This is a genomic window from Curtobacterium sp. MCBA15_013 (genome assembly GCF_001865095.1).
Lineage (GTDB): Bacteria > Actinomycetota > Actinomycetes > Actinomycetales > Microbacteriaceae > Curtobacterium.
Window position 1 is genome coordinate 64,901 of record NZ_MJGQ01000010.1, and the last position, 22,532, is coordinate 87,432.

The 22,532-nt window shown below is 72.5% G+C and carries 23 protein-coding genes; 17 read left to right on the forward strand and 6 right to left on the reverse strand.

Translation table 11 applies throughout. From position 1 onward, the window contains the following. Nucleotides 1-11 precede the first annotated feature (11 nt). The 4 genes from kdpB (at nucleotide 12) to BIV01_RS07650 (ending at nucleotide 6,066) form a co-directional block, all read left to right on the forward strand. A complete protein-coding gene (kdpB, locus tag BIV01_RS07635; RefSeq protein WP_139199260.1) occupies nucleotides 12-2,126 on the forward strand; it encodes a potassium-transporting ATPase subunit KdpB in 2,115 nt (704 codons plus the stop codon). Then, entirely contained in the window at nucleotides 2,123-2,731 is a 609-nt protein-coding gene (kdpC, locus tag BIV01_RS07640) for a potassium-transporting ATPase subunit KdpC (RefSeq protein WP_071302444.1), read from the forward strand. The genes kdpB and kdpC overlap by 4 nt, the downstream gene beginning before the upstream one ends. Nucleotides 2,732-2,852: 121 nt before the next feature. Then, on the forward strand, nucleotides 2,853-5,345 hold the full coding sequence (locus BIV01_RS07645; protein ID WP_071295171.1) for an ATP-binding protein: 2,493 nt from the start codon (nucleotides 2,853-2,855) through the stop codon (nucleotides 5,343-5,345). A gap of 13 nt (nucleotides 5,346-5,358) precedes the next feature. Then, nucleotides 5,359-6,066 (forward strand): response regulator, encoded by a 708-nt coding sequence (locus tag BIV01_RS07650; RefSeq protein ID WP_071302445.1) that lies wholly within the window; start codon nucleotides 5,359-5,361, stop codon nucleotides 6,064-6,066. Here the strand turns inward: BIV01_RS07650 and BIV01_RS07655 are convergent. Further along, a complete protein-coding gene (locus BIV01_RS07655) occupies nucleotides 6,050-6,922 on the reverse strand; it encodes a helix-turn-helix transcriptional regulator (protein WP_254791798.1) in 873 nt (290 codons plus the stop codon). The genes BIV01_RS07650 and BIV01_RS07655 overlap by 17 nt on opposite strands. A gap of 110 nt (nucleotides 6,923-7,032) precedes the next feature. Here BIV01_RS07655 and hxlB point away from each other — a divergent pair, with 110 nt between their 5' ends. The 4 genes from hxlB (at nucleotide 7,033) to BIV01_RS07675 (ending at nucleotide 10,136) form a co-directional block, all read left to right on the forward strand. Next, nucleotides 7,033-7,593: a 6-phospho-3-hexuloisomerase gene (gene hxlB / locus BIV01_RS07660; protein ID WP_070417616.1), complete on the forward strand. Its 561-nt coding sequence runs from the start codon at nucleotides 7,033-7,035 to the stop codon at nucleotides 7,591-7,593. An 11-nt stretch (nucleotides 7,594-7,604) separates the two neighbouring features. Continuing rightward, nucleotides 7,605-8,243: a 3-hexulose-6-phosphate synthase gene (hxlA, locus tag BIV01_RS07665; protein ID WP_071302446.1), complete on the forward strand. Its 639-nt coding sequence runs from the start codon at nucleotides 7,605-7,607 to the stop codon at nucleotides 8,241-8,243. A gap of 67 nt (nucleotides 8,244-8,310) precedes the next feature. Next, nucleotides 8,311-9,399 carry a bifunctional GNAT family N-acetyltransferase/class I SAM-dependent methyltransferase gene (locus BIV01_RS20075; protein WP_217642541.1) on the forward strand — a complete coding sequence of 363 codons (1,089 nt, stop codon included), beginning with the start codon at nucleotides 8,311-8,313 and terminating at the stop codon, nucleotides 9,397-9,399. Further along, nucleotides 9,396-10,136, forward strand: a complete 741-nt coding sequence (locus BIV01_RS07675) for an alpha/beta hydrolase (protein WP_071302447.1) — start codon at nucleotides 9,396-9,398, stop codon at nucleotides 10,134-10,136. Before BIV01_RS20075 ends, BIV01_RS07675 begins: the two co-directional genes overlap by 4 nt. Here BIV01_RS07675 and BIV01_RS07680 read toward each other — a convergent pair. Continuing rightward, nucleotides 10,102-10,545, reverse strand: coding sequence for an NUDIX domain-containing protein (locus tag BIV01_RS07680; protein ID WP_071302448.1), 444 nt, complete (start codon nucleotides 10,543-10,545; stop codon nucleotides 10,102-10,104). The two genes, BIV01_RS07675 and BIV01_RS07680, sit on opposite strands and share 35 nt — an antisense overlap. Nucleotides 10,546-10,723: 178 nt before the next feature. Here BIV01_RS07680 and BIV01_RS07685 point away from each other — a divergent pair, with 178 nt between their 5' ends. From BIV01_RS07685 to BIV01_RS07695, 3 genes are all read left to right on the forward strand, one after another. Then, nucleotides 10,724-11,491 carry an HAD family hydrolase gene (locus BIV01_RS07685; protein ID WP_071295175.1) on the forward strand — a complete coding sequence of 256 codons (768 nt, stop codon included), beginning with the start codon at nucleotides 10,724-10,726 and terminating at the stop codon, nucleotides 11,489-11,491. Nucleotides 11,492-11,569: 78 nt separating this feature from the next. Next, entirely contained in the window at nucleotides 11,570-14,080 is a 2,511-nt protein-coding gene (locus BIV01_RS07690) for a glycoside hydrolase family 65 protein (RefSeq protein ID WP_071295176.1), read from the forward strand. 105 nt (nucleotides 14,081-14,185) lie between these two features. Next, the gene (locus tag BIV01_RS07695; RefSeq protein ID WP_071302449.1) at nucleotides 14,186-14,953 is read left to right on the forward strand and encodes an SDR family NAD(P)-dependent oxidoreductase; all 768 of its coding nucleotides are present in this window, start codon (nucleotides 14,186-14,188) and stop codon (nucleotides 14,951-14,953) included. A 30-nt stretch (nucleotides 14,954-14,983) separates the two neighbouring features. Here BIV01_RS07695 and BIV01_RS07700 read toward each other — a convergent pair whose 3' ends face one another. Together BIV01_RS07700 and BIV01_RS07705 are read right to left on the reverse strand one after the other, a co-directional pair. Continuing rightward, nucleotides 14,984-15,370, reverse strand: a complete 387-nt coding sequence (locus BIV01_RS07700; RefSeq protein WP_070417622.1) for a VOC family protein — start codon at nucleotides 15,368-15,370, stop codon at nucleotides 14,984-14,986. Next, nucleotides 15,367-15,882: a DUF1697 domain-containing protein gene (locus tag BIV01_RS07705; RefSeq protein ID WP_071302450.1), complete on the reverse strand. Its 516-nt coding sequence runs from the start codon at nucleotides 15,880-15,882 to the stop codon at nucleotides 15,367-15,369. Before BIV01_RS07705 ends, BIV01_RS07700 begins: the two co-directional genes overlap by 4 nt. 96 nt (nucleotides 15,883-15,978) lie before the next feature. Here BIV01_RS07705 and BIV01_RS07710 point away from each other — a divergent pair, with 96 nt between their 5' ends. Next, nucleotides 15,979-16,446 carry a hypothetical protein gene (locus tag BIV01_RS07710; protein ID WP_070417626.1) on the forward strand — a complete coding sequence of 156 codons (468 nt, stop codon included), beginning with the start codon at nucleotides 15,979-15,981 and terminating at the stop codon, nucleotides 16,444-16,446. A gap of 141 nt (nucleotides 16,447-16,587) precedes the next feature. Here the strand turns inward: BIV01_RS07710 and BIV01_RS07715 are convergent, their stop codons facing one another. Next, a complete protein-coding gene (locus BIV01_RS07715; protein ID WP_071302451.1) occupies nucleotides 16,588-18,060 on the reverse strand; it encodes an NCS2 family permease in 1,473 nt (490 codons plus the stop codon). Nucleotides 18,061-18,205: 145 nt separating this feature from the next. On the opposite strand from BIV01_RS07715, the gene folE reads away from it, so the two are divergent. The 5 genes from folE (at nucleotide 18,206) to BIV01_RS07740 (ending at nucleotide 21,914) form a co-directional block, all read left to right on the forward strand. Further along, nucleotides 18,206-18,829: a GTP cyclohydrolase I gene (gene folE / locus BIV01_RS07720; protein ID WP_254791799.1), complete on the forward strand. Its 624-nt coding sequence runs from the start codon at nucleotides 18,206-18,208 to the stop codon at nucleotides 18,827-18,829. Continuing rightward, the gene (gene folP / locus BIV01_RS07725) at nucleotides 18,826-19,764 is read left to right on the forward strand and encodes a dihydropteroate synthase (RefSeq protein WP_071302452.1); all 939 of its coding nucleotides are present in this window, start codon (nucleotides 18,826-18,828) and stop codon (nucleotides 19,762-19,764) included. The genes folE and folP overlap by 4 nt, the downstream gene beginning before the upstream one ends. After that, nucleotides 19,761-20,528 carry a pyrimidine reductase family protein gene (locus BIV01_RS07730; RefSeq protein WP_071302453.1) on the forward strand — a complete coding sequence of 256 codons (768 nt, stop codon included), beginning with the start codon at nucleotides 19,761-19,763 and terminating at the stop codon, nucleotides 20,526-20,528. Before folP ends, BIV01_RS07730 begins: the two co-directional genes overlap by 4 nt. A gap of 89 nt (nucleotides 20,529-20,617) precedes the next feature. Continuing rightward, complete coding sequence (locus BIV01_RS07735) at nucleotides 20,618-21,271, forward strand: HAD-IA family hydrolase (protein WP_071302454.1); 654 nt, start codon at nucleotides 20,618-20,620, stop codon at nucleotides 21,269-21,271. A gap of 100 nt (nucleotides 21,272-21,371) precedes the next feature. Continuing rightward, nucleotides 21,372-21,914: a type 1 glutamine amidotransferase domain-containing protein gene (locus BIV01_RS07740; RefSeq protein ID WP_070417631.1), complete on the forward strand. Its 543-nt coding sequence runs from the start codon at nucleotides 21,372-21,374 to the stop codon at nucleotides 21,912-21,914. A gap of 15 nt (nucleotides 21,915-21,929) precedes the next feature. On the opposite strand, the gene BIV01_RS07745 is transcribed toward BIV01_RS07740, so the two are convergent. After that, a complete protein-coding gene (locus tag BIV01_RS07745; protein WP_254791800.1) occupies nucleotides 21,930-22,499 on the reverse strand; it encodes an MOSC domain-containing protein in 570 nt (189 codons plus the stop codon). Nucleotides 22,500-22,532: the final 33 nt, after the last annotated feature.

Consider the following 22,532-nt stretch of genomic DNA (forward strand, 5'->3'; position numbering starts at 1 on the left):
AAGCCGAGACCATGACCACCGCGACCTCCGAGCACGAGGCGACCAGCGCCTCCAGGCCGGCCACACGCTCGTCCGCCTTCGGACCCCGTCAACTCGTGGCGGGCCTCCCGGGTGCCCTGCGCAAACTCGACCCGCGACTGATGTGGCGGAACCCCGTCATGTTCATCGTCGAGGTCGGCGCCGCTCTGACGACGGCAGCAGCCGTCGTCGAGCCGTCCGCGTTCACCATCGCCATCGCCGTGTGGCTCTGGCTCACCGTCGTCTTCGCGAACCTCGCGGAGTCGGTGGCCGAGGGCCGGGGCAAGGCGCAGGCCGACACGCTGCGGAAGACCCGCTCGACCACGAGTGCCCGTCGGGTGCTCCGGTACGACCGGTCCGACGCGGCGGCGACCGGCAACGAGACCGAGGAGGTCGCGTCCGTCGACCTCGCCAAGGGCGACGTCGTGGTCGTCGTCGCGGGCGAGGTGATCCCGGGCGACGGCGACGTCGTGGACGGCATCGCGTCCGTCGACGAGTCGGCCGTGACCGGTGAGTCCGCCCCGGTCATCCGCGAGTCCGGCGGCGACCGGAGTGCCGTCACCGGCGGCACCCGGGTGCTCTCGGACCGCATCGTCGTGCGCATCACGTCGACCCCCGGTGAGACCTTCATCGACCGGATGATCCGGCTCGTCGAGGGTGCCGCCCGGCAGAAGACGCCGAACGAGATCGCGCTGAACATCCTGCTCGCCTCGCTGTCGATCGTGTTCGTGATCGTCTGCCTGACGATGCAGCCGATCGCCGGGCTCGTCGGGGCGACCGTCAGCGTGCCGGTGCTCATCGCCCTGCTCGTCTGCCTCATCCCGACGACGATCGGTGCCCTGCTCTCGGCGATCGGCATCGCGGGCATGGACCGACTCGTGCAGCACAACGTCCTGGCGATGTCCGGCCGTGCGGTCGAGGCCGCCGGGGACATCACGACCCTGCTGCTCGACAAGACCGGGACGATCACGTACGGCAACCGTCGGGCGTCGCGCGTGGTGCCGGTCCCCGGTGTCACGGAGCCGGCCCTGATGGAGGCGGCCGCCCTGTCGTCCGCTGCGGACGGGACCCCCGAGGGGCGGTCCATCGTCGACCTCGCCGCGGGAGCGGGCGTCGCCCCGGACCTCCCCGCCGGTGCCGTCGAGGTGCCCTTCACCGCACAGACGCGCATGTCCGGCGTCGACCTGCCCGACGGCAGCTCCGTGCGCAAGGGTGCCGCGTCGGCAGTGCTCGCCTGGGCTGCAACCGGCTCAGCGGGTGTCCCCGAAGCGGTCGCGCAGGCCATCGACGCCACGGTGGTCGAGGTATCGGACCAGGGCGGTACCCCGCTCGTCGTCGGACGCCGCGCACCCTCCGGTGCGGTCACGCTGCTCGGGGTCGTCCACCTCAAGGACGTCGTCAAGGACGGCATGGCGGCACGGTTCGCCGAGCTGCGCGAGATGGGGATCCGCACGGTGATGATCACCGGCGACAACCCGCGCACCGCGAAGGCGATCGCCGCCGAGGCCGGTGTGGACGACTTCCTCGCCGAGGCCACCCCCGAGGACAAGCTCGCCCTGATCCGCAAGGAACAGGAGGGCGGCAACCTCGTCGCGATGACCGGTGACGGCACGAACGACGCCCCGGCCCTGGCGCAGGCGGACGTCGGCGTGGCGATGAACACCGGGACGACCGCAGCGAAGGAGGCCGGCAACATGGTCGACCTCGACTCGGACCCGACGAAGCTCATCGACGTCGTCCGGATCGGCAAGCAGCTGCTCATCACCCGCGGGGCGCTCACGACGTTCTCGATCGCGAACGACATCGCCAAGTACTTCGCGATCATCCCCGCGATGTTCCAGATGGCGTTCCCCGGGCTCGCCGCGCTCAACGTCATGGGGCTGCACAGTCCCGCGTCCGCGATCCTCAGCGCCGTCATCTTCAACGCGCTCGTGATCGTGGCGCTCATCCCGCTGTCCCTCCGCGGCGTCGCCTACCGCGCCGCCTCGGCATCGTCGATCCTCGGCCGGAACCTGCTCCTCTACGGGCTCGGCGGCGTGATCGTCCCCTTCATCGGCATCAAGCTCATCGACCTCGTGGTCGGTCTCATCCCGGGGTTCTCCTCATGACGTCTGCATCTCGTTCCTCGTTCCGCTCCCTCGGGGTGGCCGTTCGGCTCACCCTGCTCAGCACCGTGGTGCTCGGCATCGCCTACCCGCTCGCGGTGTGGGGCGTCGGCCAGGCCGCGTTCCACGACCAGGCGAACGGCTCGATGGTGACGTCGTCGGACGGCACCGTCGTCGGGTCGTCGCTCATCGGGCAGTCGTTCGACGGCCGCGGAGCCGACCGGTGGTTCCAGTCGCGGCCGAGCGCCGCGGGGGAGAAGGGCTACGACGCCGGGGCGTCGAGCGGGTCGAACCTCGGGCCGTCGAACCCCGACCTCCTCCGCAGCGTGCAGGAGCGGCGTGCGGCGGTCGCGAAGGCCGACGGGGTCCCCGTCTCCGAGGTGCCGGCGGACGCGGTGACGGCGTCGGGCTCCGGCCTCGACCCGGACATCAGCCCGGAGTACGCGCTGCAGCAGGTGTCCCGCGTGGCCGCTGCGCGGGGGATGTCGGAGTCGGCGGTGCGCACGCTCGTGGAGCAGCACACCGAGGCGCGGCAGCTCGGGTTCCTCGGCGAGCCCGTGGTGAACGTGCTCGAGCTGAACCTGGCGCTCGCGAAGGCGTCGGCGTGACCCTCGTGTCGAACCACGAACCCGACATCGAACCACCTCCTTCGGCTGGTTCGGTGTCGGGAACGTGGTTCAGTGCGCATCCGGCGCGGAACGAACCCCTCGGACGCGAGAGGATGAGCACGTGAAGCGCGGGAAGCTGCGGGTCCTGCTCGGTGCGGCGCCCGGTGTCGGCAAGACGTTCACGATGCTCGAAGAGGGGCACCGACTGCGCGCCGAGGGCCGCGACGTGGTCGTCGCCGTCGTCGAGACCCACGGCCGCGCCGCCACGGCCACACTGGTCGACGGGCTCGAGGTCGTCCCCCGACGCATCGTGGAGCACCGCGGCGTCCAGCTCGACGACCTCGACCTCGAGGCCGTGCTGGCCCGCCGGCCCGACATCGCCCTCGTCGACGAACTCGCCCACACCAACGCGCCCGGCAGCACGAACGAGAAGCGCTGGCAGGACGTCGAGGCGATGCGGGACGCCGGGATCGACGTCATCTCCACCGTGAACGTGCAGCACATGCAGTCCCTCGGCGACGTCGTCCGCGAGATCACCGGCACCGTCCAGCGCGAGACCGTCCCGGACGCCGTGGTGCGCGCGGCGGACCAGATCGAGGTGGTCGACCTCGCCCCGGCGGCGCTGCGCGAGCGGCTGTCCGACGGGCTCGTCTACCCGGCGACCCGGATCGACGCGGCGCTGTCGAACTACTTCCGGCTCGGCAACCTCACCGCCCTGCGTGAGATCGCCCTGCTCTGGCTCGCCGACGAGGTCGACGACGCGCTCAAGGCCTACCGCGCCGAGCACGGCATCGACCACCGGTGGGAGACCCGGGAACGCGTCCTCGTCGCCCTGACCGGCGGTCCCGAGGGCGAGACCCTGCTGCGCCGCGGCGCCCGGATCGCCGCCCGCAGCGCCGGCGGCGAGCTCGCCGCCGTGCACGTCACGACGAACGACGGCCTCCGCGAGCGCCACCCGGGGGCGCTCGGGAAGCAGCGCACCCTGCTCGAACAGCTCGGCGGAACGTACCACCAGGTGGTCGGCGACGACGTCCCGACGACCCTGGTGCGGTTCGCGAAGTCGATCGACGCGACGCAGATCGTCATCGGGGTGAGCCGCCGCAGTCGGCTCGCCGCGGCGATCACGGGCCCGGGCATCGGCAACACCGTCATCCGCGAGTCCGGCGACATCGACGTCCACGTCGTCACCCACGAGCGGGCGGGCGGTGGCTTCGCCCTGCCGAGGCTCGGCGGCAGCCTGTCCCGCGGCCGGATCGTCGCCGCGTTCGTGCTCTCCCTCGTCGCCGGTCCACTGCTCACCTGGCTGCTGTCGTTCAGCACCGACCCCGACTCGATCACCGTGGACGTGCTCGCGTACCAGCTGCTCGTGCTCGTGGTGGCGCTCGTCGGCGGGATGTGGCCGGCCGTCTTCGCCGCCGTGCTGTCCGGGCTGAGCCTCGACTTCTTCTTCGTGCAACCCCTGCACCGGGTCACCGTGCAGCAGCCGTGGCACCTGGTCGCCCTCGTCATGTACGTCATCAGTGCCGTGCTCGTGAGCTTCGTCGTGGACCGCTCGGCCCGTCGATCGCGAGCCGCCCGCCGCGCCGCCGCCGAGTCGGGCCTCCTCATGGGGATCGCCGGCAGCGTGCTCCGCGGCGACGACGCCCTGCAGGCGCTGCTCGACCGGACGCGCGAGGCCTTCGGCTTCGCCGGCGTCCGGATCCGGCAGGGCGACGAGGTGCCGGCCACGTCCGGGACGTTCGGCGAGACGCCGGACGCCGCCACGTCCCTCCCGTCCGGCGCCGTCCTGGAGTTCGCGGGCGCCCCCGACGACCCGACCCAACGACGACTGCTGCGCGTCGTCGAGCAGCAGCTCGACGCCGCCGTCGAGCACCGCGACCTCACCCGCGCGGCCGTCGACGCCGAGCGCATCGCGGCGGTGGACCGGGTGCGGAGCGCGATCCTCGCGGCCGTCGGCCACGACGTGCGGCGGCCGATCGCGGCCGCCTCGGCGGCCGTGCAGACGCTTCGGGCGCCGGACATCGAGTTGTCGGCGGACGACCAGGAGGCGCTGCTCGCCACCGCCGACGAGAGCCTGCGTCAGCTCGCGGTGCTGTTGGCGGACCTGCTGGACGTCAGTCGCGTGCAGGCCGGGGTGCTCGCCGTGACGCCGGTGCCGCTCGCCCTCGAGACGGTGGTCGCCCCCGCGCTCGACGAGCTCGAGCTCGGTCCGGACGACGTCGACCTCGACCTGCCCGCCGACCTCCCGCCGGTGCTCGCCGACGCGGTGCTGCTGCAGCGCGTCGTCGTGAACCTCCTCGCCAACGCCGTGCGGTACGCCCCGGAGGACACCCGGGTCCGCATCGCCGCGAGCGCGTTCGGCGGCGGCGTCGAGCTCCGGGTGGCCGACCACGGCCCCGGCATCCCGTCGGACCGCGTCGACGAGGTGTTCCAGCCGTTCCAGCGCCTCGGCGACACCGACAACGACACCGGACTCGGACTCGGACTGGCCCTCGCCCGCGGGTTCACCGAGGGCATGGGCGGCACGATCGAGGTCGACGACACCCCCGGCGGCGGACTCACCGTCGTGGTGCGGCTGCCGATCGCCGGACACCTGGGAGTGGAGATCCGATGAAGGGCCGTGCGCGATGAAGGTCTTGATCGCCGACGACGACGTGCAGCTCGTCCGGGCGCTCGCCGTGACGCTGGCCGCCCGCGGGTACGACGTCGTCACCGCCCGGGACGGCCGGGCCGCGATCGACGCGGTCATCACCGAGCGGCCCGACCTCGTGCTGCTCGACCTCGGGATGCCCCGGCTCGACGGCATCGGGGTGCTCGAGGGCATCCGGGCCTGGTCGCAGGTCCCGGTGCTCGTGCTCTCCGGTCGGACCGACTCGTCGGACAAGGTCGACGCGCTCGACGCCGGCGCGGACGACTACGTCACGAAGCCCTTCCAGATGGACGAGCTGCTCGCCCGACTCCGGGCGCTCGGCCGGCGGCAGGTCGCGGCAGCGTCGGCCGCGGGTGCGACGCCCTCGGTGTCGATCGGGGACCTCGTCGTCGACCTCGTCGCGAAGCAGGTCACGCCGCCGTCCGGTCCGGCAATCCGACTGACCCCGACCGAGTGGCGGTTGCTCGAGGTCCTCGTGACGAACCCCGACCGGCTCATGACGCGCGAGATGCTCCTCACCGACGTGTGGGGACCGTCGCACGGCAACGACTCCGGGTACCTGCGGCTGTACATGGCGCAGCTGCGGCGGAAGCTCGAGCCGGACCCGGGACACCCGCGCTACCTGGTGACCGAGTCGGGCATGGGCTACCGCTTCAGCCCCGCCGGGATCACGTCCGGGAGCTGACCGCGGCGAGCTCCGCCCGGGTCCGCGCGCCGAGCTTCCGGAGCAGGTTCGCCACGTGGTACTTCACCGTGTTCGGGCTGATCCCGAGCCCGTCGGCGATCTCCCGGTTGCCGATCCCGGTGGCGACGAGCCGCAGCACGTCCTGCTCCCGCGGCGTGAGGTCGGACGCCTCCGACGACACCGGCGTCCCCGCCGGCGGGTCGAGCGGGATCGCGATGTCGAGCACGGACCCCCAGCCCGCAGTGGACGCCACGTGCAGTTCGCCGTCGAGGGTCGCGACCCGCTCGGCGATCGGCCGGACGGTGTCGTCGTGCACGTCGAGCGTGCCGGCTCCGTCGTCGCGGAGCTGCATGAGCAGGTTCCGGCCGTCGCAGTCCCACTGGATCCGGACGCGCCGCGCAGCGCCCTCGTCGACGAGGGCGAGCACCGCCGTCCGCACGATCGCCCGGGCGCTGTGGGCGACGTCGCCGGGGAGTGCTCGACCGGTCGCCGGCGGTTCCACGAACTGCACGTCGAGGTCCCCGAACCGGACGAGCGGACGGAGGTCGGCCCGGAGCCGCGAGAACGCCCCCGTGACCGGTTCGAGCAGGGCTCCGCGCTGGCGGTCCGTCACGGTCCGGAGGTCGACGAGCGCTGCCGACGCGATCTCGACGGCCTCGGCACGGGCGGCCGCGTCGCCCACGCGCGGCGACCGGAGCACGGCGAGCACCGACTCCAGGGTGAGTGCGTGCCGGTCCGCCTGCTCCGCGACGGTGCGCGCGTGGTCGGCGGCGGCGAGGCGTCCTGCGGGGTCGCGCCGCGCCTCCTGGACGGCCGACGGAGCCGCCGTCCCGTCGTCGCGCACGTTGTCGGTCACGTGACCAACCGTACGACTCCCACCCGAGCGGGTGGGGCCACCCGATCGGACGGGGACCCCGCCGTGTCGGGTAGCGGCGGCGGACCCGCGTCCCGACCACGATCGACGGCATGCCCGCTGACACCGTGACCGACGCCCTCGCCCTGATCGTCCGCGAGTCCGCCGACCTCGCCGAGACGGTCCGGGGCGACACCGATGCCGCGCTCGAGCTGCTCAGCGGTGCCGAGCGCGTGTTCGTCCACGGGGCCGGCCGCTCCGGCCTCGCGCTGCGGATGACGGCCATGCGGCTCATGCACCTCGGACTCGACGTGCACGTCGTCGGCGAGGTGACGACCCCGGCCATCCGGACGGGGGACGTCCTGCTTGTCGCGAGCGGCTCCGGCACGACCACCGGCATCGTCCAGGCGGCGCGCACCGCGGTCGACGTCGGCGCTGACGTGCTCGCCGTGTCGACGACCGACGACTCGCCGCTCGGCGCGCTCGCCGCCGTCACCCTCGTCGTCCCCGCCGCGACGAAGACGGACCGGTCGGGCAGCGCCTCCGAGCAGTACGCGGGCAGCCGCTTCGAGCAGGCCGTGGTCCTGCTCGGCGACGCACTCTTCCACGCCCTCTGGACCCGGAGCGGACGCTCCGCCGACGACCTGTGGCCCAGCCACGCCAACCTCGAGTGAAAGGCACACCCATGCAGATCCAGTTCGCCATCGACACCCTCACCACCGAGGCCGCGCTCGACCTCGCCGCGAAGGCCGCCCCGAGCGTCGACGTCCTCGAGCTCGGCACGCCGCTCATCAAGAGCGCCGGGCTCTCCGTCATCACCGCGATGAAGGAGGCTCACCCGGACAAGACCGTGTTCGCCGACCTCAAGACCATGGACGCCGGCGAGCTCGAGGCGGACATCGCGTTCGCCGCGGGCGCCGACCTGGTCACCGTCCTCGGCGTCGCCGGGGACTCCACCATCGCGGGCGCCGTCGCCGCTGCCGACAAGCACGGCAAGGGCGTCGTCGTCGACCTCATCGGCGTCGCGGACAAGCCCGCACGGGCCCGTGAGGTCGTCGCCCTCGGCGCGCAGTTCGTCGAGGTGCACGCGGGGCTCGACGAGCAGGCCGAGGAGGGCTTCACCTTCTCCACCCTGCTCGAGGCCGGCGAGGCCTCCGGCGTCCCCTTCTCGATCGCGGGCGGCGTGAACGCGTCGTCGATCGCGGCCGTGCAGGCGTCCGGAGCGATCATCGCCGTCGCCGGGAGCGCCATCTACAGCGCGGACGACGTCGCAGCCGCGGCGGCGGAGCTGCGTGCGGCCGTCACGGAGGCTGCGGCGGTCTGATCCGGTCCAGGAGGCGCGGGTCGACCCGGCAGGGTCGGCTCGCACCCGCGGGCGGTAGCGTCGGGGCGTGACGATCGCGCTGCGCCGGGTGACGGCAGACGACTGGGAGACCTGGCGTCCGGTCCGGCTCGCGGCGCTCGCGGACGCACCCGAGGCCTTCGGGTCCACGCTGGCCGACTGGGCCGACGCGCCCGAGCACCGGTGGCGGACCCGCCTCTCGATCCCCGGAGCGCTCGACCTGCTCGCCCACGCCGAGGACGACTCCGTCGTCGGCATGGCCAGCGGCGTCCCGGGTGAGGACCCGGGCACCGCCGAACTCATCTCGATGTGGGTCGACCCCGCCGAGCGCGGCCGAGGGATCGCGGCCGCGCTCATCCGTGCGGTCGCGACCTGGGCCGCGAGCGCCGGGAACGACACCCTCGAGCTGTCGGTCATGCCGGACAACGCCGCGGCCCGTCGCACGTACGAGCGCTGTGGCTTCACCGCGGCCGACGAGCCCGGTGACCCGCTGCCCGACGGTCGGCACGAGGTCGTGATGCGTCGTGACCTCGCGGCCGAGCGCACGCTGGACGCCTACGAGCGTGCGGCCGACCGCTACGCCGAGCGCACCGACGACCACCGTGCCGGGCTCGTCGACGACCTGCTCGCACTCGTCCCGGTCGGGGCGCGGGTGCTCGAGCTCGGGTCGGGCCCGGGGCGTGACGCCCTCGCGCTCGAGGCGGCCGGACTCGTCGCCGACCGGACCGACGGAGCGCGGTCGTTCGTGGACGCGCTGCGGTCCGCGGGGCACGAGGCGCGCCTCGTCGACGTGCGCTCGGACGCGTTCGGCGGCCCGTACGACGCCGTGTTCGCGAACGCCGTGCTGCTGCACGTCGGTCGGACGGAGCTCGAGGGCGTCCTCGTGCGGCTCCGCGACGCCGTGCACCCCGGCGGTGTGCTGGCCGCCACCGTGAAGTTCGGCGACGGCGACGCGTGGAGCACGCGGAAGCTCGACCTCGCCCGGCACTTCACCTACTGGACGCCAGGACCCCTGGCCGAGGTCGTCACCCGTTCCGGCTGGACCGACGTCGACGTCCGTGAGACCACGCGCCCGGGTGCCGACGAGCGCTGGCTCACCGTCACCGCCCGACGCCCGCAGGAAGCAGGGAGACCATGAACCGAGCACTCCGCTGGACCGCGTGGGTCTTCGCCGTGATCATGCTGATCGCGGTGGTGTTCCTCGTCTGGGCGAACATCGTCATGCAGGGCACCCGGAGCGCGGCGCTGCAGGTCTGGCGGGACGACCGTGTGGCCGTCCGGGACGCCGGGGACGCCGTGGTGATGACGCCGACCGGCACCGCGAACGGCGCGGGCATCGTGTTCATCCCGGGCGCGAAGGTCGACCCGTACGCGTACATGGCGACGTTCCGGCAGGTGGTCGCCAGCGGGACGACCGTCGTCATCACGAAGCCGACGCTGCACCTCGCCTTCTTCGACACCCGCCCGCTGTCGACGTTCGAGTCCCATGCCCCCGACGTCCGGTCCTGGGCGGTCGGCGGGCACTCGCTCGGTGGCGTGCGCGCGTGCCAGCTCGCGCCGGATGCCGACGGGCTGCTCCTGCTCGGCAGCTACTGCGCGAACGACATCAGCAAGTCGTACATCAGCGTGCTCAGCGTCTCGGGGTCGCGTGACGGGCTCTCCACCCCCGAGAAGGTCGACGCCGCGCGGCACCTGCTGCCGTCGAACGCGATGACGGTCGAGGTGCAGGGCGCGAACCACGCCGACTTCGGTGCGTACGGTGCGCAGCCCGGCGACCGGACGGCGACGATCACCCCGGCCGAGGCACGGTCGCAGATCACCGCCGCGGTGGAACGCTGGGTCAGCGCGCTGCCGGCCGGGTCGAGCCTGCGCTGACGGCGGACCGGACGGCTGCGAGTGCGCGATCCGGCACGAGCCCGACGTCGTCGAGGCCGTCGAGCGGCACCCAGGCCGGGTCGTAGCGGTTCTCGTCCGTGGTGCGCGCTGCTTCGGGTGCTGCCGGGTCGACTGCTGGGGAACCTGCCCCGACCGCAACGTGCAGGTACACCGTCGGCGCCTCGCGGTCGAGCCCGACCGGCAGCAGTGCGAGAACCTCGCCGTCGAGGCCGGTCTCCTCACGGAGTTCTCGGACGCAGGCCTGCTGCGGCGTCTCACCGACCTCCACGCCGCCTCCCGGCAGGACGGCGTACCGGTGCCCGTCCCGCTCGCGGAGGACGAGCAGCACGGCGTCGTCGCGGATCGCGACGGCCGCGGCACGGACGCGGAGGGGAGCGGTACTCGCCATTCGCCCACCGTACGCGGACCCGCTGCGGTGATCCGCGCCTCCGAGCGGTCGGACGCCACAGCGAACGAGTGTGTGAACTCTTTCCACAGGGGCCCGGCGCGCCTGAACGCCGGTCCTGGAGCGGTCCTAGACTCGTCCGGAAGCAACGTCGACGACCCCGTCTCCCGGAGGGCAGCACATGACGACGCCGGACCGGCGCACACCCGCGCGACTCGCTGACCAGCGAGCGCTCCTGTTCGACCTGGACGGTGTCCTCACCCCCACCGCCGACGTCCACATGCGTGCGTGGAGCCGGCTGTTCACGCCCTACCTCGCCCAGCACGGCGTCGCTCCGTACACGGAACAGGACTACTTCGCGTACGTCGACGGCAAGCCCCGGTACGACGGGGTGCGTTCCCTGCTCGAGTCCCGCGGCATCGACCTGCCGCAGGGCACCCCGGACGACCCGCCGGACGCCGACACGGTGTGCGGGCTCGGCAACCGGAAGAACGCCGAGTTCACGGCCGAGCTGACCGAGCACGGGGTGGAGCCCTACCCCGGTTCGCTCCGGTTCCTCGTCGCCGCCATCGACGCCGGGTTGTCCGTCGCCGTCGTGTCGAGCTCCGCCAACGCCGTGCAGGTGCTCCGCACGGCCGGCATCCTCGAGCGCTTCCCCGTGGTGGTCGACGGCCTCGTCGCCCGCGAAGACGGTCTGGCCGGCAAGCCCGCGCCCGACACCTACCTCGACGCCGCGAGCCGGTTCGGCCTGACCGCTGCCGAGTGCGTCGTGGTCGAGGACGCCACGAGCGGGGTCGAGGCGGGACGGAACGGTGCCTTCGGGCTCGTCATCGGCGTCGATCGCGGAGCCGGGGCCGACGCGCTCCGGGCGCACGGCGCCGACGTCGTGGTCGGCGACCTCGACGAACTCGTCGACGAGCTGCCGGAACCGGCCACGAGCACGACGTAGGCGAAGCGGCCGGGGCGATCCGCGCCTCCAGGCCCTCCCGACCCTCCCCACGAACACCCTCCTTCCCCACGGAGCACCATGAACCCCATCACCTCCGACCCGCTGGACCGCGTCCGCTACCCGATCGACGAGTGGGCCCTCGTCGAGACCGAGTACGCGCCCGACGAGCAGGGCGTCGCCGAGACGAACTTCGCCGTCGGCAACGGGTACCTGGGCCTGCGCGGCAACCTCGACGAGGGTCGTGGCGGCGTGCAGTACGGCACGTACATCAACGGTTTCCACGAGACCTGGCCGATCCGCCACGCCGAGGACGCCTTCGGCTTCGCGAAGACCGGGCAGACGATCATCAACGCGCCCGACGCCAAGGTGATCCGCCTGTACGTCGACGACGAACCGCTCGTCCTGGCCGAGGCGGACATCCTCCGGCACACCCGGCGGCTCGACTTCCGGGGCGGGTACCTGTTCCGCGAGACCGAGTGGTCGACGCCCTCGGGCAAGCGCGTGCTCATCCGGTCGCGGCGGCTGGTGTCGTTCACCGACCGACACCTGGCGGTCATCGACTACGAGGTGACCGTGCTCGACGCGGACGCCTCGATCCTGCTGTCGAGCCAGATCCTCAACCGGCAGGACGTGCAGGACGAGTACCACGCGGGGATGCGTGCGGCGGCGAACGCGTTCGACCCGCGCAAGGCCGAGGCGTTCACTGAGCGAGTGCTCGAGCCGAAGCTCAAGCGCAGCACCGGCGGCCGTTCGCTGCTCGGGTACCAGGCGGCGAGCTCGGGCATGACGATCTGCGTCGGCGTCGAGCACCACCTCGAGACCGAGAACAGCTGGGACGAGTCCTCGTCGATCGAGGACGACCTGGCGAAGCACGTCTACCGCGTGCAGGCGCGCGCCGGGCAGCCGATCCGCCTGACGAAGCACGTGGTCTACCACACGTCCCGCGGGGTCCCGGCGCGCGAACTCGCCGACCGCTGCGAGCGGACCCTCGATCGCTCGCGTGCCGAGTCCGTCGACGCCGCGTTCGCGCGGCAGGCCGAGTGGATGGACGACTTCTGGGCGCGGAGCGACGTCGAGATCGTCGGGCAGCCCGCGCTCCAGCAGGCCGTCCGGTGGAACCTGTTCATGCTCGCGCAGGCCACGGCCCGGACCGACGGGCACGGCATCGCGGCGAAGGGCGTCACGGGGTCCGGGTACGGCGGCCACTACTTCTGGGACATGGAGATCTACGTCCTGCCGTTCCTGTCGTACACGGCGCCGATCGTCGCCCGGAACGCCCTGCGGTTCCGCTACAACATGCTCGACGCAGCTCGGTCCCGCGCCCGCGAGCTGAACCAGCACGGCGCGCTGTTCCCCTGGCGGACGATCAACGGCGAGGAGTCCAGCGCCTACTACGCCGCCGGCACCGCGCAGTACCACATCGACGCGGACATCGCGCATGCGCTCATGCAGTACGTCCGCGCCTCGGACGACCGCGAATTCCTCAAGCGCGGAGCGATCGACATCCTCGTCGAGACCGCCCGCCTGTGGGAGGACCTCGGGTTCTGGCGGTCGAACGGCGACAAGAAGTTCCACATCGACGGCGTCACCGGTCCCGACGAGTACACGACGGTCGTCGACGACAACCTCTACACGAACGTGATGGCCCGGGCGAACCTGTGGTTCGCCGTGAACGCCTGCCGCGAGCTCGCAGCCGACGACCCGGAAGAGTACGAGCGCATGGTGCGGCGGACCGGACTGCAGGCGCAGGAGGTCACCGACTGGGAGCACGCGGCCGAGTCGATGGAGATCCCGTTCGACCCGCACCGTGGCATCCACCCGCAGGACGCCCAGTTCCTCGACAAGGAACTCTGGGACCTCGACAACACCCCCGAGAGCAAGCGCCCGCTGCTGCTCCACTACCACCCGCTGGTGATCTACCGGTTCCAGGTGCTCAAGCAGGCCGACGTCGTGCTCGCGCTGTTCCTGCAGGGGCACGAGTTCACCGCTGCCGAGAAGCGTCGCGACTTCGACTACTACGACGCCCTCACGACGGGCGACTCCACGCTGTCGGCGGTCGTGCAGTCGATCATGGCGGCCGAGGTCGGGTACCACGACCTCGCGTTGCAGTACTTCCAGACGGCGCTCTACGTCGACCTCGCCGACCTGCACGGCAACACGACCGACGGGGTGCACATCGCCTCGACGGGCGGCATCTGGGGCGCGGTCGTGAACGGCTTCGGCGGCATGCGGGACCACGGCGGCCGGATGACCTTCAACCCGCGGCTGCCGAAGGACTGGGAGCGGATCACCTACCGCCTGACGGTGCGCGGATCGCGTGTGCGCGTCGACCTCGAGCAGGACGCCATGACCTTCACGGTCGAGTCGGGCTCCGGGTTCACGGCGTGGGTGCACAACCAGCAGTGGGACGTCACCGCCGGCGAGCCGACCGTCGTGCCGCTGCCGCACCAGGGCCCGCGGATGTCCGGGCGCGCGCCGACGACGGCCGACATCCAGGGCACCCTGCGTGCCGACGGATCGGTCGTCACGGCGTCGATCCCGACGATCTCGCTCGACCGCGACCTGGAGCCGGACGACACGACCGCCTGACACCCTCCGAACGCGCCCAGGCGGGTGCGGGCACCATGGCTCGCCGTGCCCCGCTGGGCCGATGGCGTCTCCCCGGGCACGGATCGTGCAACGAGAGGAGACACCATGGGCAACCGGTTCGAGGGCAGGGTGGCGATCGTCACGGGTGCCGGGTCCGGCATCGGCGAGGCGACGGCGCGGGCGTTCGTCGACGAGGGCGCGTCCGTCGTCCTGACCGACAGCGTCGACGAGAAGCTGCGAGCGGTCGGCGACAGCCTGCCGAGCGACCGGGTCGTGGCGCTCCACGCGGACGTCGCGAGCCCGGCCGACTGGCAGCGGGTCGTCGACACGGCCATCGAGCGGTTCGACCGCATCGACGTGCTCGTGAACAACGCCGGCACCTTCAGCTCCGGCGACATCACGGACATCACGCCGGACGAGTGGCACCGCGTGATCGAGACCGACCTCTCCAGCGTGTTCTACGGCACCCGTGCGGCGCTGCCGTTCCTCCGGGCCACGAAGGGGTCGATCGTGAACACCTCGTCGGTGTCCGGCGAGGACGCGGACTGGCGGATGAGCCCCTACAACGCGGCGAAGGGCGGGGTCTCGAACTTCACCAAGGCCGCCGCGCTCGACAACGGGCAGTTCGGCGTCCGCGTGAACGCCGTGGCGCCGGGGCTCGTGTGGACGGACCTCACGCAGGACCAGGCGGAGGACGAGGAGCTGCAGGAGAAGTTCGAGGAGCGGATCGCCCTCGGCCGCGCGGGTCGTGCGCACGAGGTCGCGGCGGCCGTGCTGTTCCTGGCGAGTGACGCGGCGTCGTTCATCACCGGGGCGATCCTGCCGGTCGACGGTGGCACCACCGCGAGCAACGGGCAGCCGCCGCAGTCCTGACCGTGGATGTCCGCGGCCGGTCGTCGCCGCTCAGTCGGCGACGAGTTCGACCTTGAACCGTTCGGCGTCTTCGAGGAACGCCGCGTGGTGGTCCGGCCCGCCGGCGTGCGGATGGCGGTCCTCGTAGAGGCGTCGCCATCCGTGCGCGGGCGCGGCCGCCCAGATCCGGGCCACGTCGTCGGTGCCACCGGCGTGGAACGCGAGGTGGCTCAGGCCCGGGCGTCGTCGATCGTGCTCGCCCGGCAGCGGAGCGGTCTCGAGCACGACGTACAGGTCGCCGAGCCGCCAGCTGCGCCCGTCGGGCCACCGCTGGAAGGGCTCGTGGCCGAGCTCGGTCAGGAGCCAGTCCCACGCGGGACCGGACGCGTCGAGGTCGGCGGTGCGCAGTTCGACGTGGTGCAGACCACCCCGGCTCACAGGAGCTTCCGGAGCGTGTTCGCGTTGCGGGTCGTCGTCGTCCGCTTGAAGCGTGCGGCACCGGCCCGCTTGGCGAACACCGTGTCCGTGCTCGACCCCTTCGGGCACGACCAGTAGACGACTCCCGCGCCCCGGGCAACGCGCTCGACGGACTCGTCGACCTCGAGATCGGCCAGCAGGTCGTCGAGGGCGTCCTCGTCGGAGCCGAACACGACGTAGTCGTGGTGGTCCTCGGCGGCGGGGAACGGGAAGCCGTCCACGACGGCGGCGAGGTCGTCGTGGGGGACGAGCACGATCCAGGCGTCGTATCCGAAGCGGTCCCGGAGCGACTGCTCGATGTCGGTCTTCAGGGCGGCGGCCGTGCCGTCCGAGCCGAACACCACGTTCCCGGAGGCGAGGACGGTCCGGACGTCCTGGTAGCCGCGTTCCCGGAACAGCGCCGCGAGTTCGGCGCTCCTGATCGTGATCCCGTTGACGTTCACCCCGCGCAGCAGCGCGACCCACCTGGTCATGCCCGAACCGTACCGCCCCCGGCCGACCCCCGGCCCGTGACGAGCTGCGCAGCGCACCTCGGAGCGGTGGGAGCAGCGGTCCGGTAGACGGGACCCATGACGAACGACGCACCGCACGACGACGCACAGGGCCCCGACGAGCAGCACCGCGTGCCCGAGGGGGTCTCGGACGCCACGGTCGAGGCGCTCGGCACCCTGTCGGCAGCGGTCGAAGTGATCGAGCACGCCCGCGGACTGCTCTACGGGTTCCACCGGCTGACCGGGATGGCGGACCTGAACCTCGGCGAGGCCGTCGAGCAGCTCCGGGACGCCGGCCACACCGAGCTGGCGGACCGCATCGACTCGGAGCTCGTCGGACGCAACGTCATCGCCGGCCGGTGGACGTTCCAGGTCGTCGAGGACTACGACGACGGGTACTACGCCCTCGCGAAGGAGCTCGAACGGACCGCGCGGGACGAGCTCGTGCAGGGACGCAAGCACCTGTTCGAGGCGGGCATGAAGGAGGACCGGCGCTCCCGGGGCCGACGCCACCACGAGGCGACGCCGGCCGACCTGGCGGACTGAGGCCGCGCCTCCCGGGCCCGGTGCCCGCGCACAACGCAAGTCGCCCCGAACCACGACTGTCCGTGGTTCGGGGCGACTTTCGTTGTGCGAAACGCGAACGCAGCGAGCGGATGCAAGCGCGAACGCAGCGCGCGCCGCGCCTCAGCCGACGCCGAGCAGCACCTCGAGCGGCCCCCGCGCGAAGTACAGCAGGAAGCCCGCCGCCACGACGTACAGCAGCCACGACACCTGACGGCCGCGACCGGACAGCAGCTTGATGAGCACCCAGCTGATGAAGCCCGCACCGATGCCGTTCGCGATCGAGTAGGTCAGCGGCATGATCACGATCGTCAGGAACGCCGGCAGCGCCGCCCCGAAGTCGGTCCAGTCGATGTCCTTCACCTGCGCCACCATGAGCGCACCGACGACCACGAGCCCGGCGGCGGCGACCTCGAGCGGGACGACCTGCGTGAGCGGCGTGAGGAACATCGACGCCAGGAACAGCAGACCGGTGACGACGGAGGCCATGCCGGTCCGGGCGCCCTCGCCGATGCCGGCGGCGGAGTCGATGAACACGGTGTTCGACGACACCGAGGCGCCACCACCGGCGATCGCACCGGCACCCTCGACGACGAGCGCCGACTTCAGGCGCGGGAAGGTGCCGTCGGGGTTCGCGACCCCGGCGGCCTTCGCGAGGCCGGTCATCGTGCCCATGGCGTCGAAGAAGTTCGTGAAGACGAGGGTGAAGACGAGCATCGACGCGGCGATGGGGCCGATGCGGGTGAAGGCACCGAAGACGTCCGCGTGGCCGACGAGCGACAGGTCGGGCACCGCGAACAGCGCGGAGGGCAGCCCCGGCGCGTTGAGGTTCCAGCCGGTGGGCGAGTCGACCGAGGTCGGTACCGTGAAGATCGCCTGCAGGATGATCGCGATGACCGTGGTCGCCACGATGCCGATGAGCAGGGCACCCCGGACCTTGCGGGCCATCAGCGTGCCGATGATGACGAGGCCGATCAGGAAGACGATGGTCGGCAGTGCTGCGATGGAGCCGTCCTCGCCGAGCTGCAGCGGCGGCGAGGCGTTCTTCGTGGTGCGGACGAACCCGGAGTCGACCAGGCCGATGAACGCGATGAACAGGCCGATGCCGACGGTGATGGCCGCCTTGAGCTGCGCCGGCACGGCCGTGAAGATCATCGTCCGGATGCCCGTCAACGCCAGGATCACGATCACGACGCCGTTGATGACGACGAGGCCCATCGCCTCGGCCCAGGTGACCTGGTGCACGACGCTGACGGCGAGGAACGAGTTGATCCCGAGCCCCGCGGCGATGCCGAACGGCAGGTTCGCGATGAGGCCCATCGCGATCGTCATGAGCCCGGCGACGAGTCCGGTGGCCGCGGCGACCTGGGCGTTCTGCAGCCAGCCGCCGAGGACGTCCTGCGGCGCCTGGTCCTGGCTGAACCCGCCGAGGATGAGCGGGTTGAGGATGACGATGTAGGCCATCGTCACGAAGGAGACGAGGCCGCCCCGGATCTCGCGGGGGATCGTCGATCCGCGGTGCGTGATGGAGAAGAAGCGGTCGAGGCCGGTCGCGAAGCGGTTCCGGGGCGTGGTGTCGGTCTGCGGGGCGCTCACCGAACAAGCTTAAAGGGCGCTGGGTTTCCGGCACGTCACAGCTTCCTTCCAGGGGATTTCCTGGAGGCGCGGCTCGCATCGACGGGGTACGTCACGCCCGGTGGCCGGTCGCGTTCTGCGGCCAGGGCTGGTGTTGGATGGACGGGTGAACCAACGTCTGGACCGTGCGCGCATCGAGTCCGCCGTGCGGGAGCTCCTGCTCGCGATCGGCGAGGATCCCGACCGCGCGGAACTCGCCCGCACGCCCGCTCGTGTGGCCGAGTCGTACGCCGAGTTCTTCTCCGGCATCGGGACGGATGCGGTGGCGATCGCCCGCGACGGCACGGTCCACGCCGAACCGGGCGACCGCGGGCAGCTCGTCATCGTGCGCGACGTGAAGTTCCGGTCCGTGTGCGAGCACCACCTGCTCCCGTTCCTCGGTGTGGCGCACCTCGCGTACGCGCCGGGGGAGCGGCTCATCGGCCTCGGCACGCTGTCGCGCGTGCTCGACGCGGTGGCCTCCCGTCCGCAGCTGCAGGAGCGGCTCGGCGAGCAGGTCGCGGCGACCATCGCCGAGGGGCTCGGGGCCGCCGGCGTCCTCGTGGTCCTCGACGCGCAGCACCAGTGCGTGACGACCCGTGGGGAGCGGCAGACCGGGTCGACGACCGTGACCGTGGCGGCGACCGGCACCCTGGCCGAGGCCGCCGGACGGGCCGAGGCGATCGCCCTGATCGGTGCCGGTGCCGGTGCCGGCGCGGACGTCGGAGCCGGCCGCGGGGCGGACGCGTGACGACCGAGCGAGACGGGGCGCGCCAGGGCCCTGCTGCCACCGCACCCGGGTGGGTCGTCCCCGACCTGCGCGAGCCCGTGCGCACCATCGGCCGCCGGACCGTCGACTTCGACCACCGCATCGCCGTCATGGCGATCGTGAACCGCACGCCCGACTCGTTCCACGACCGCGGCGCGACGTTCGCACTCGACCGTGCCGTCGAGGCCGCCGTGCACGCGGCCGAGCAGGGAGCGGACTGGGTCGACATCGGCGGCGTGAAGTTCGCGCCGGGGCCGGAGCTGCCCGCCGCCGACGAGATCGACCGCGTCGTGCCCGTCGTCCGGCAGCTCGCGCAGGAGTCCGACGTGACGATCAGCGTGGACACCTTCCGGCCCGAGGTCGCCGCGGCGGCGATCGAGGCCGGTGCGAGCGTGGTGAACGACACGACCGGGCTGTCCGACCCCCGGATGGCGGCCGTCGTGGCGGACTCCGACGCGACGATCGTGATCACGCACTCGCTGGCGGAGCCCCGTCGTCCGCTGCCGGCCCCGCCGCAGTACGGCGACGTGACGACCGAGGTCGTCGGGTTCCTGCGCGAGCGGGTCGACCGGGCCCTCGCGGCAGGCATCCCGGAGTCGCGGATCATCGTCGACCCGGGGCACGACCTCAACAAGAACACGGTGCACACGCTCGAGCTCACCCGACGCCTGCCCGAGGTGGTCGCGCTCGGCTACCCGGTGCTCGCGGCGGTCTCGAACAAGGACTTCGTGGGGGAGTCGCTCGGGCGTCCCCGCGGTGAGCGACTGGCGGGGTCGTTGGCGGTCGCGACCGTGAGCGCGATGCTCGGCGCGCGGATCGTCCGGATGCACGACGTCGCCGAGAGCGTGGACGCGATGCGCATGGTCGAGGCGACGCTCGGCTGGCGGGCACCGGTGGAAGCGCGGCACAACACGTGAGCGTCCTCCCGCCGTCGATCGCCGACCTGTCCGACGACGAGCTGCTCGAGCTGTACACGGCGGGGGCGGTCGCACCCTGGCTGCGCGTGAACTTCGTGACGACGCTCGACGGCTCGGCGACGGCCGCGGGCGACGGGGTCTCGGGTTCGCTCGGCGGGCCGGACGACCTGCGCGTGTTCGACCTGCTGCGCCGGGTGGCCGACGCGGTGCTGGTCGCCGCCGGGACCGTCCGCGACGAGGGCTACGGACCGATGGTGCTGCACGACGCCGACGTGGCCTGGCGGCGGGCACACGGGTTGCCCGACCACCCGGTGTTCGCGATCGTCTCGGGCTCGCTGTCCCTCGACCCGGCGTCCCGGGTGTTCACCGAGGCGCCGGTGCGTCCGATCGTCCTCACCTCGACGACCGCAGCGTCGTCGCCCCGGGCCGCGGCGCTCGCGGCGGTCGCGGACGTCGTGCCGTGCAGTTCCGACGACGACCCGGACACGGTCGACCCCGTCGCCCTGCGGAGCGCCCTGGTGTCGCGCGGCCTCGGCACGGTGCACTGCGAGGGCGGACCGACGTTCTTCGGGGCGCTCGTGGCGGCGGACCTCGTGGACGAACTCACGCTGACGGTCGACCCGTCGCTCGAGGGTGGCGCCGGCCCGCGCATCACCCACGGCGGTTCGCCCGACCTCCGGCGCTTCCGGCCGGCCCACGTGCTCCTCGGGCGTGACGGTGTGCTGCTCACCCGGTACGTGCGGGCACCCGACCCCGGGGAGTGACCGGCACCGCGCGCCGGACCCCGGGGAGTGACCGGCACCGCGCGCCGGACCCCGGCGAGTGACCGGGGCGGCACGCTAGGGTCGGGCGCGTGATCGACATCGTGGCGTCCGGGGTCCTCTTCGACATGGACGGGACGCTCGTCGACTCGACCGCGGTGGTCGAGGCGACCTGGACCCGGTTCGGCGTCGAGCACGGCATCGACCCCGCGGAGATCCTCGCCTTCTCGCACGGCCGCCAGGCGATCAGCACGATCCAGCGCTTCCTGCCCGACCTCGACCACGACGAGCAGCTGCGGATCGCCGCCGGGCTCGTCGCCGAGGAGCGCGAGAGCACCGAGGGCATCTCGGAGGTCCCGGGCGCCGGGGCGTTCGTGTCCCGCCTGGTCGACGCCGGGGTGCCGGTCGCGATCGTCACGAGTGCGCCCCGCGACCTCGCGGTGGAGCGGATGCAGGCCGCCGGGGTGCACGTGCCCGAGGCGCTCGTCGCCTCCGAGGACGTCGAGCACGGCAAGCCGCACCCGGACGGGTACCTGCGCGGTGCGGCGCTGCTCGGTGTCGACGCCGCCGACTGTGTCGCGTTCGAGGACGCACCCGCCGGGCTCGAGGCCGCGATCGCCTCCGGGGCGACCACGGTCGTCGTGGGGACGCTCGAGGCGGACGTCACCGCGGGGCTGTACCGGGTGGGCGGCTACGACGGCATCTCCGTGGAGCGCGAGGGAACGGCCTTCCGCATCCGCGGCTGACCCGACCGCCGCCCACGGCTGTCCACCTGCGGACGCTTCCAGCGCTCCCCGACGACGCTGGTCGTGCGGCCGGAACGACCGGGCCGCGGAAGGAACGACCATGGCAGCACTCGACGGCAAGAAGATCCTCGTCATCGCGACGAACTACGGCGTGGAGCAGGACGAGATCGTCGTCCCGATCGACCAGCTCCGCGAGCGCGGCGCGACGGTGACGGTGGCGGCGCAGGAGACCGGGGCGATCGCGACCCTCGTCGGCGACAAGGACCCGGGCCAGCACGTCGATCCGGACACCACCATCGCCGGTGTCAACGCCGGCTCGTTCGACGCGCTCGTCGTCCCCGGGGGCACGATCAACGCCGACACCCTCCGCACCGACCAGCAGGCGGTCTCCCTCGTGCAGGCGTTCGCGGAGGCCGGCAAGCCCGTCGCCGCGATCTGCCACGGGCCGTGGACCCTCATCGAGGCCGGTGTCGTGTCGGGGAAGACGATCACGTCGTTCCCGTCGCTGCAGACCGACGTGCGGAACGCCGGGGCCGAGTGGGTCGACCAGGAGGTCCAGGTCGACGGCGGGCTCATCACCTCGCGGAACCCGGACGACCTGCCGGCGTTCGTCGACGCCATCGAGTCCGCACTGACCGCCTAGCTGGTCCTCGGCGCGTCAGGGGAGCGCGACGGGGCGGGCCGTGCGGAGCACCGCGGGACCGAGGGCGAGGACGCCGTCGGACTCCGGGTCGCACCGCACACCGCCCCGCCCACGCATCGCCCGGAACGCCCCCGGGGCCACCTCGTGGTCCATCCAGGCGCACGGGTTCGCCGGCCGGTACCCGCGGAAGCGGACCACCCCCTGACCGGAGTCGAGCGCGAACGGCTGGCCTTGGAGCGCCTCGACGTCCACCCCGCGGAGGAACACGTTCCGCCGGGTCGCGACCGGGTCGACGGCCGCACCGAGTTCGGCGGCGACGGCGTCCAGCCCCTCGAGTCCGATCATCGTCACCGAGGCGTGCACGTGCGCCCGCGACGCGAAGTACCGGTCGCCGACGATCCCGAGCCCCGCGCGCAGCTCGACGCGCTCGCGCAGGTCGTCCGGCTCGCCGTCCAGGGCGGGCAGCGCCCCGTCCGCCGGTCGCCCCTCGTACCGGTGCCGCCGGGACACCAGCAGCAGCGCGATCTCGACGTCGGTCCGGCAGGGCAGGTCGCCGGAGCCGGCCACGTCGTCCACGTCGGTCACCCACCCCACGCTAGCCGCGCCTCCAGGCCGCCG

Excerpts from the sequence above, each read along its gene's own strand:
- hxlA (WP_071302446.1), top strand. The coding sequence starts at position 7,605 with ATGCAGATCCAGTTCGCCATCGACACCCTCACCACCGAGGCCGCGCTC.
- BIV01_RS07690 (WP_071295176.1), top strand. The coding sequence starts at position 11,570 with ATGAACCCCATCACCTCCGACCCGCTGGACCGCGTCCGCTACCCGATC.
- hxlB (WP_070417616.1), top strand. The coding sequence starts at position 7,033 with ATGCCCGCTGACACCGTGACCGACGCCCTCGCCCTGATCGTCCGCGAG.
- BIV01_RS07740 (WP_070417631.1), top strand. The coding sequence starts at position 21,372 with ATGGCAGCACTCGACGGCAAGAAGATCCTCGTCATCGCGACGAACTAC.
- BIV01_RS07675 (WP_071302447.1), top strand. The coding sequence starts at position 9,396 with ATGAACCGAGCACTCCGCTGGACCGCGTGGGTCTTCGCCGTGATCATG.
- BIV01_RS07710 (WP_070417626.1), top strand. The coding sequence starts at position 15,979 with ATGACGAACGACGCACCGCACGACGACGCACAGGGCCCCGACGAGCAG.
- BIV01_RS07685 (WP_071295175.1), top strand. The coding sequence starts at position 10,724 with ATGACGACGCCGGACCGGCGCACACCCGCGCGACTCGCTGACCAGCGA.
- BIV01_RS07650 (WP_071302445.1), top strand. The coding sequence starts at position 5,359 with ATGAAGGTCTTGATCGCCGACGACGACGTGCAGCTCGTCCGGGCGCTC.
- kdpC (WP_071302444.1), top strand. The coding sequence starts at position 2,123 with ATGACGTCTGCATCTCGTTCCTCGTTCCGCTCCCTCGGGGTGGCCGTT.
- kdpB (WP_139199260.1), top strand. The coding sequence starts at position 12 with ATGACCACCGCGACCTCCGAGCACGAGGCGACCAGCGCCTCCAGGCCG.
- BIV01_RS07705 (WP_071302450.1), bottom strand. The coding sequence starts at position 15,882 with ATGACCAGGTGGGTCGCGCTGCTGCGCGGGGTGAACGTCAACGGGATC.
- BIV01_RS07695 (WP_071302449.1), top strand. The coding sequence starts at position 14,186 with ATGGGCAACCGGTTCGAGGGCAGGGTGGCGATCGTCACGGGTGCCGGG.
- BIV01_RS07680 (WP_071302448.1), bottom strand. The coding sequence starts at position 10,545 with ATGGCGAGTACCGCTCCCCTCCGCGTCCGTGCCGCGGCCGTCGCGATC.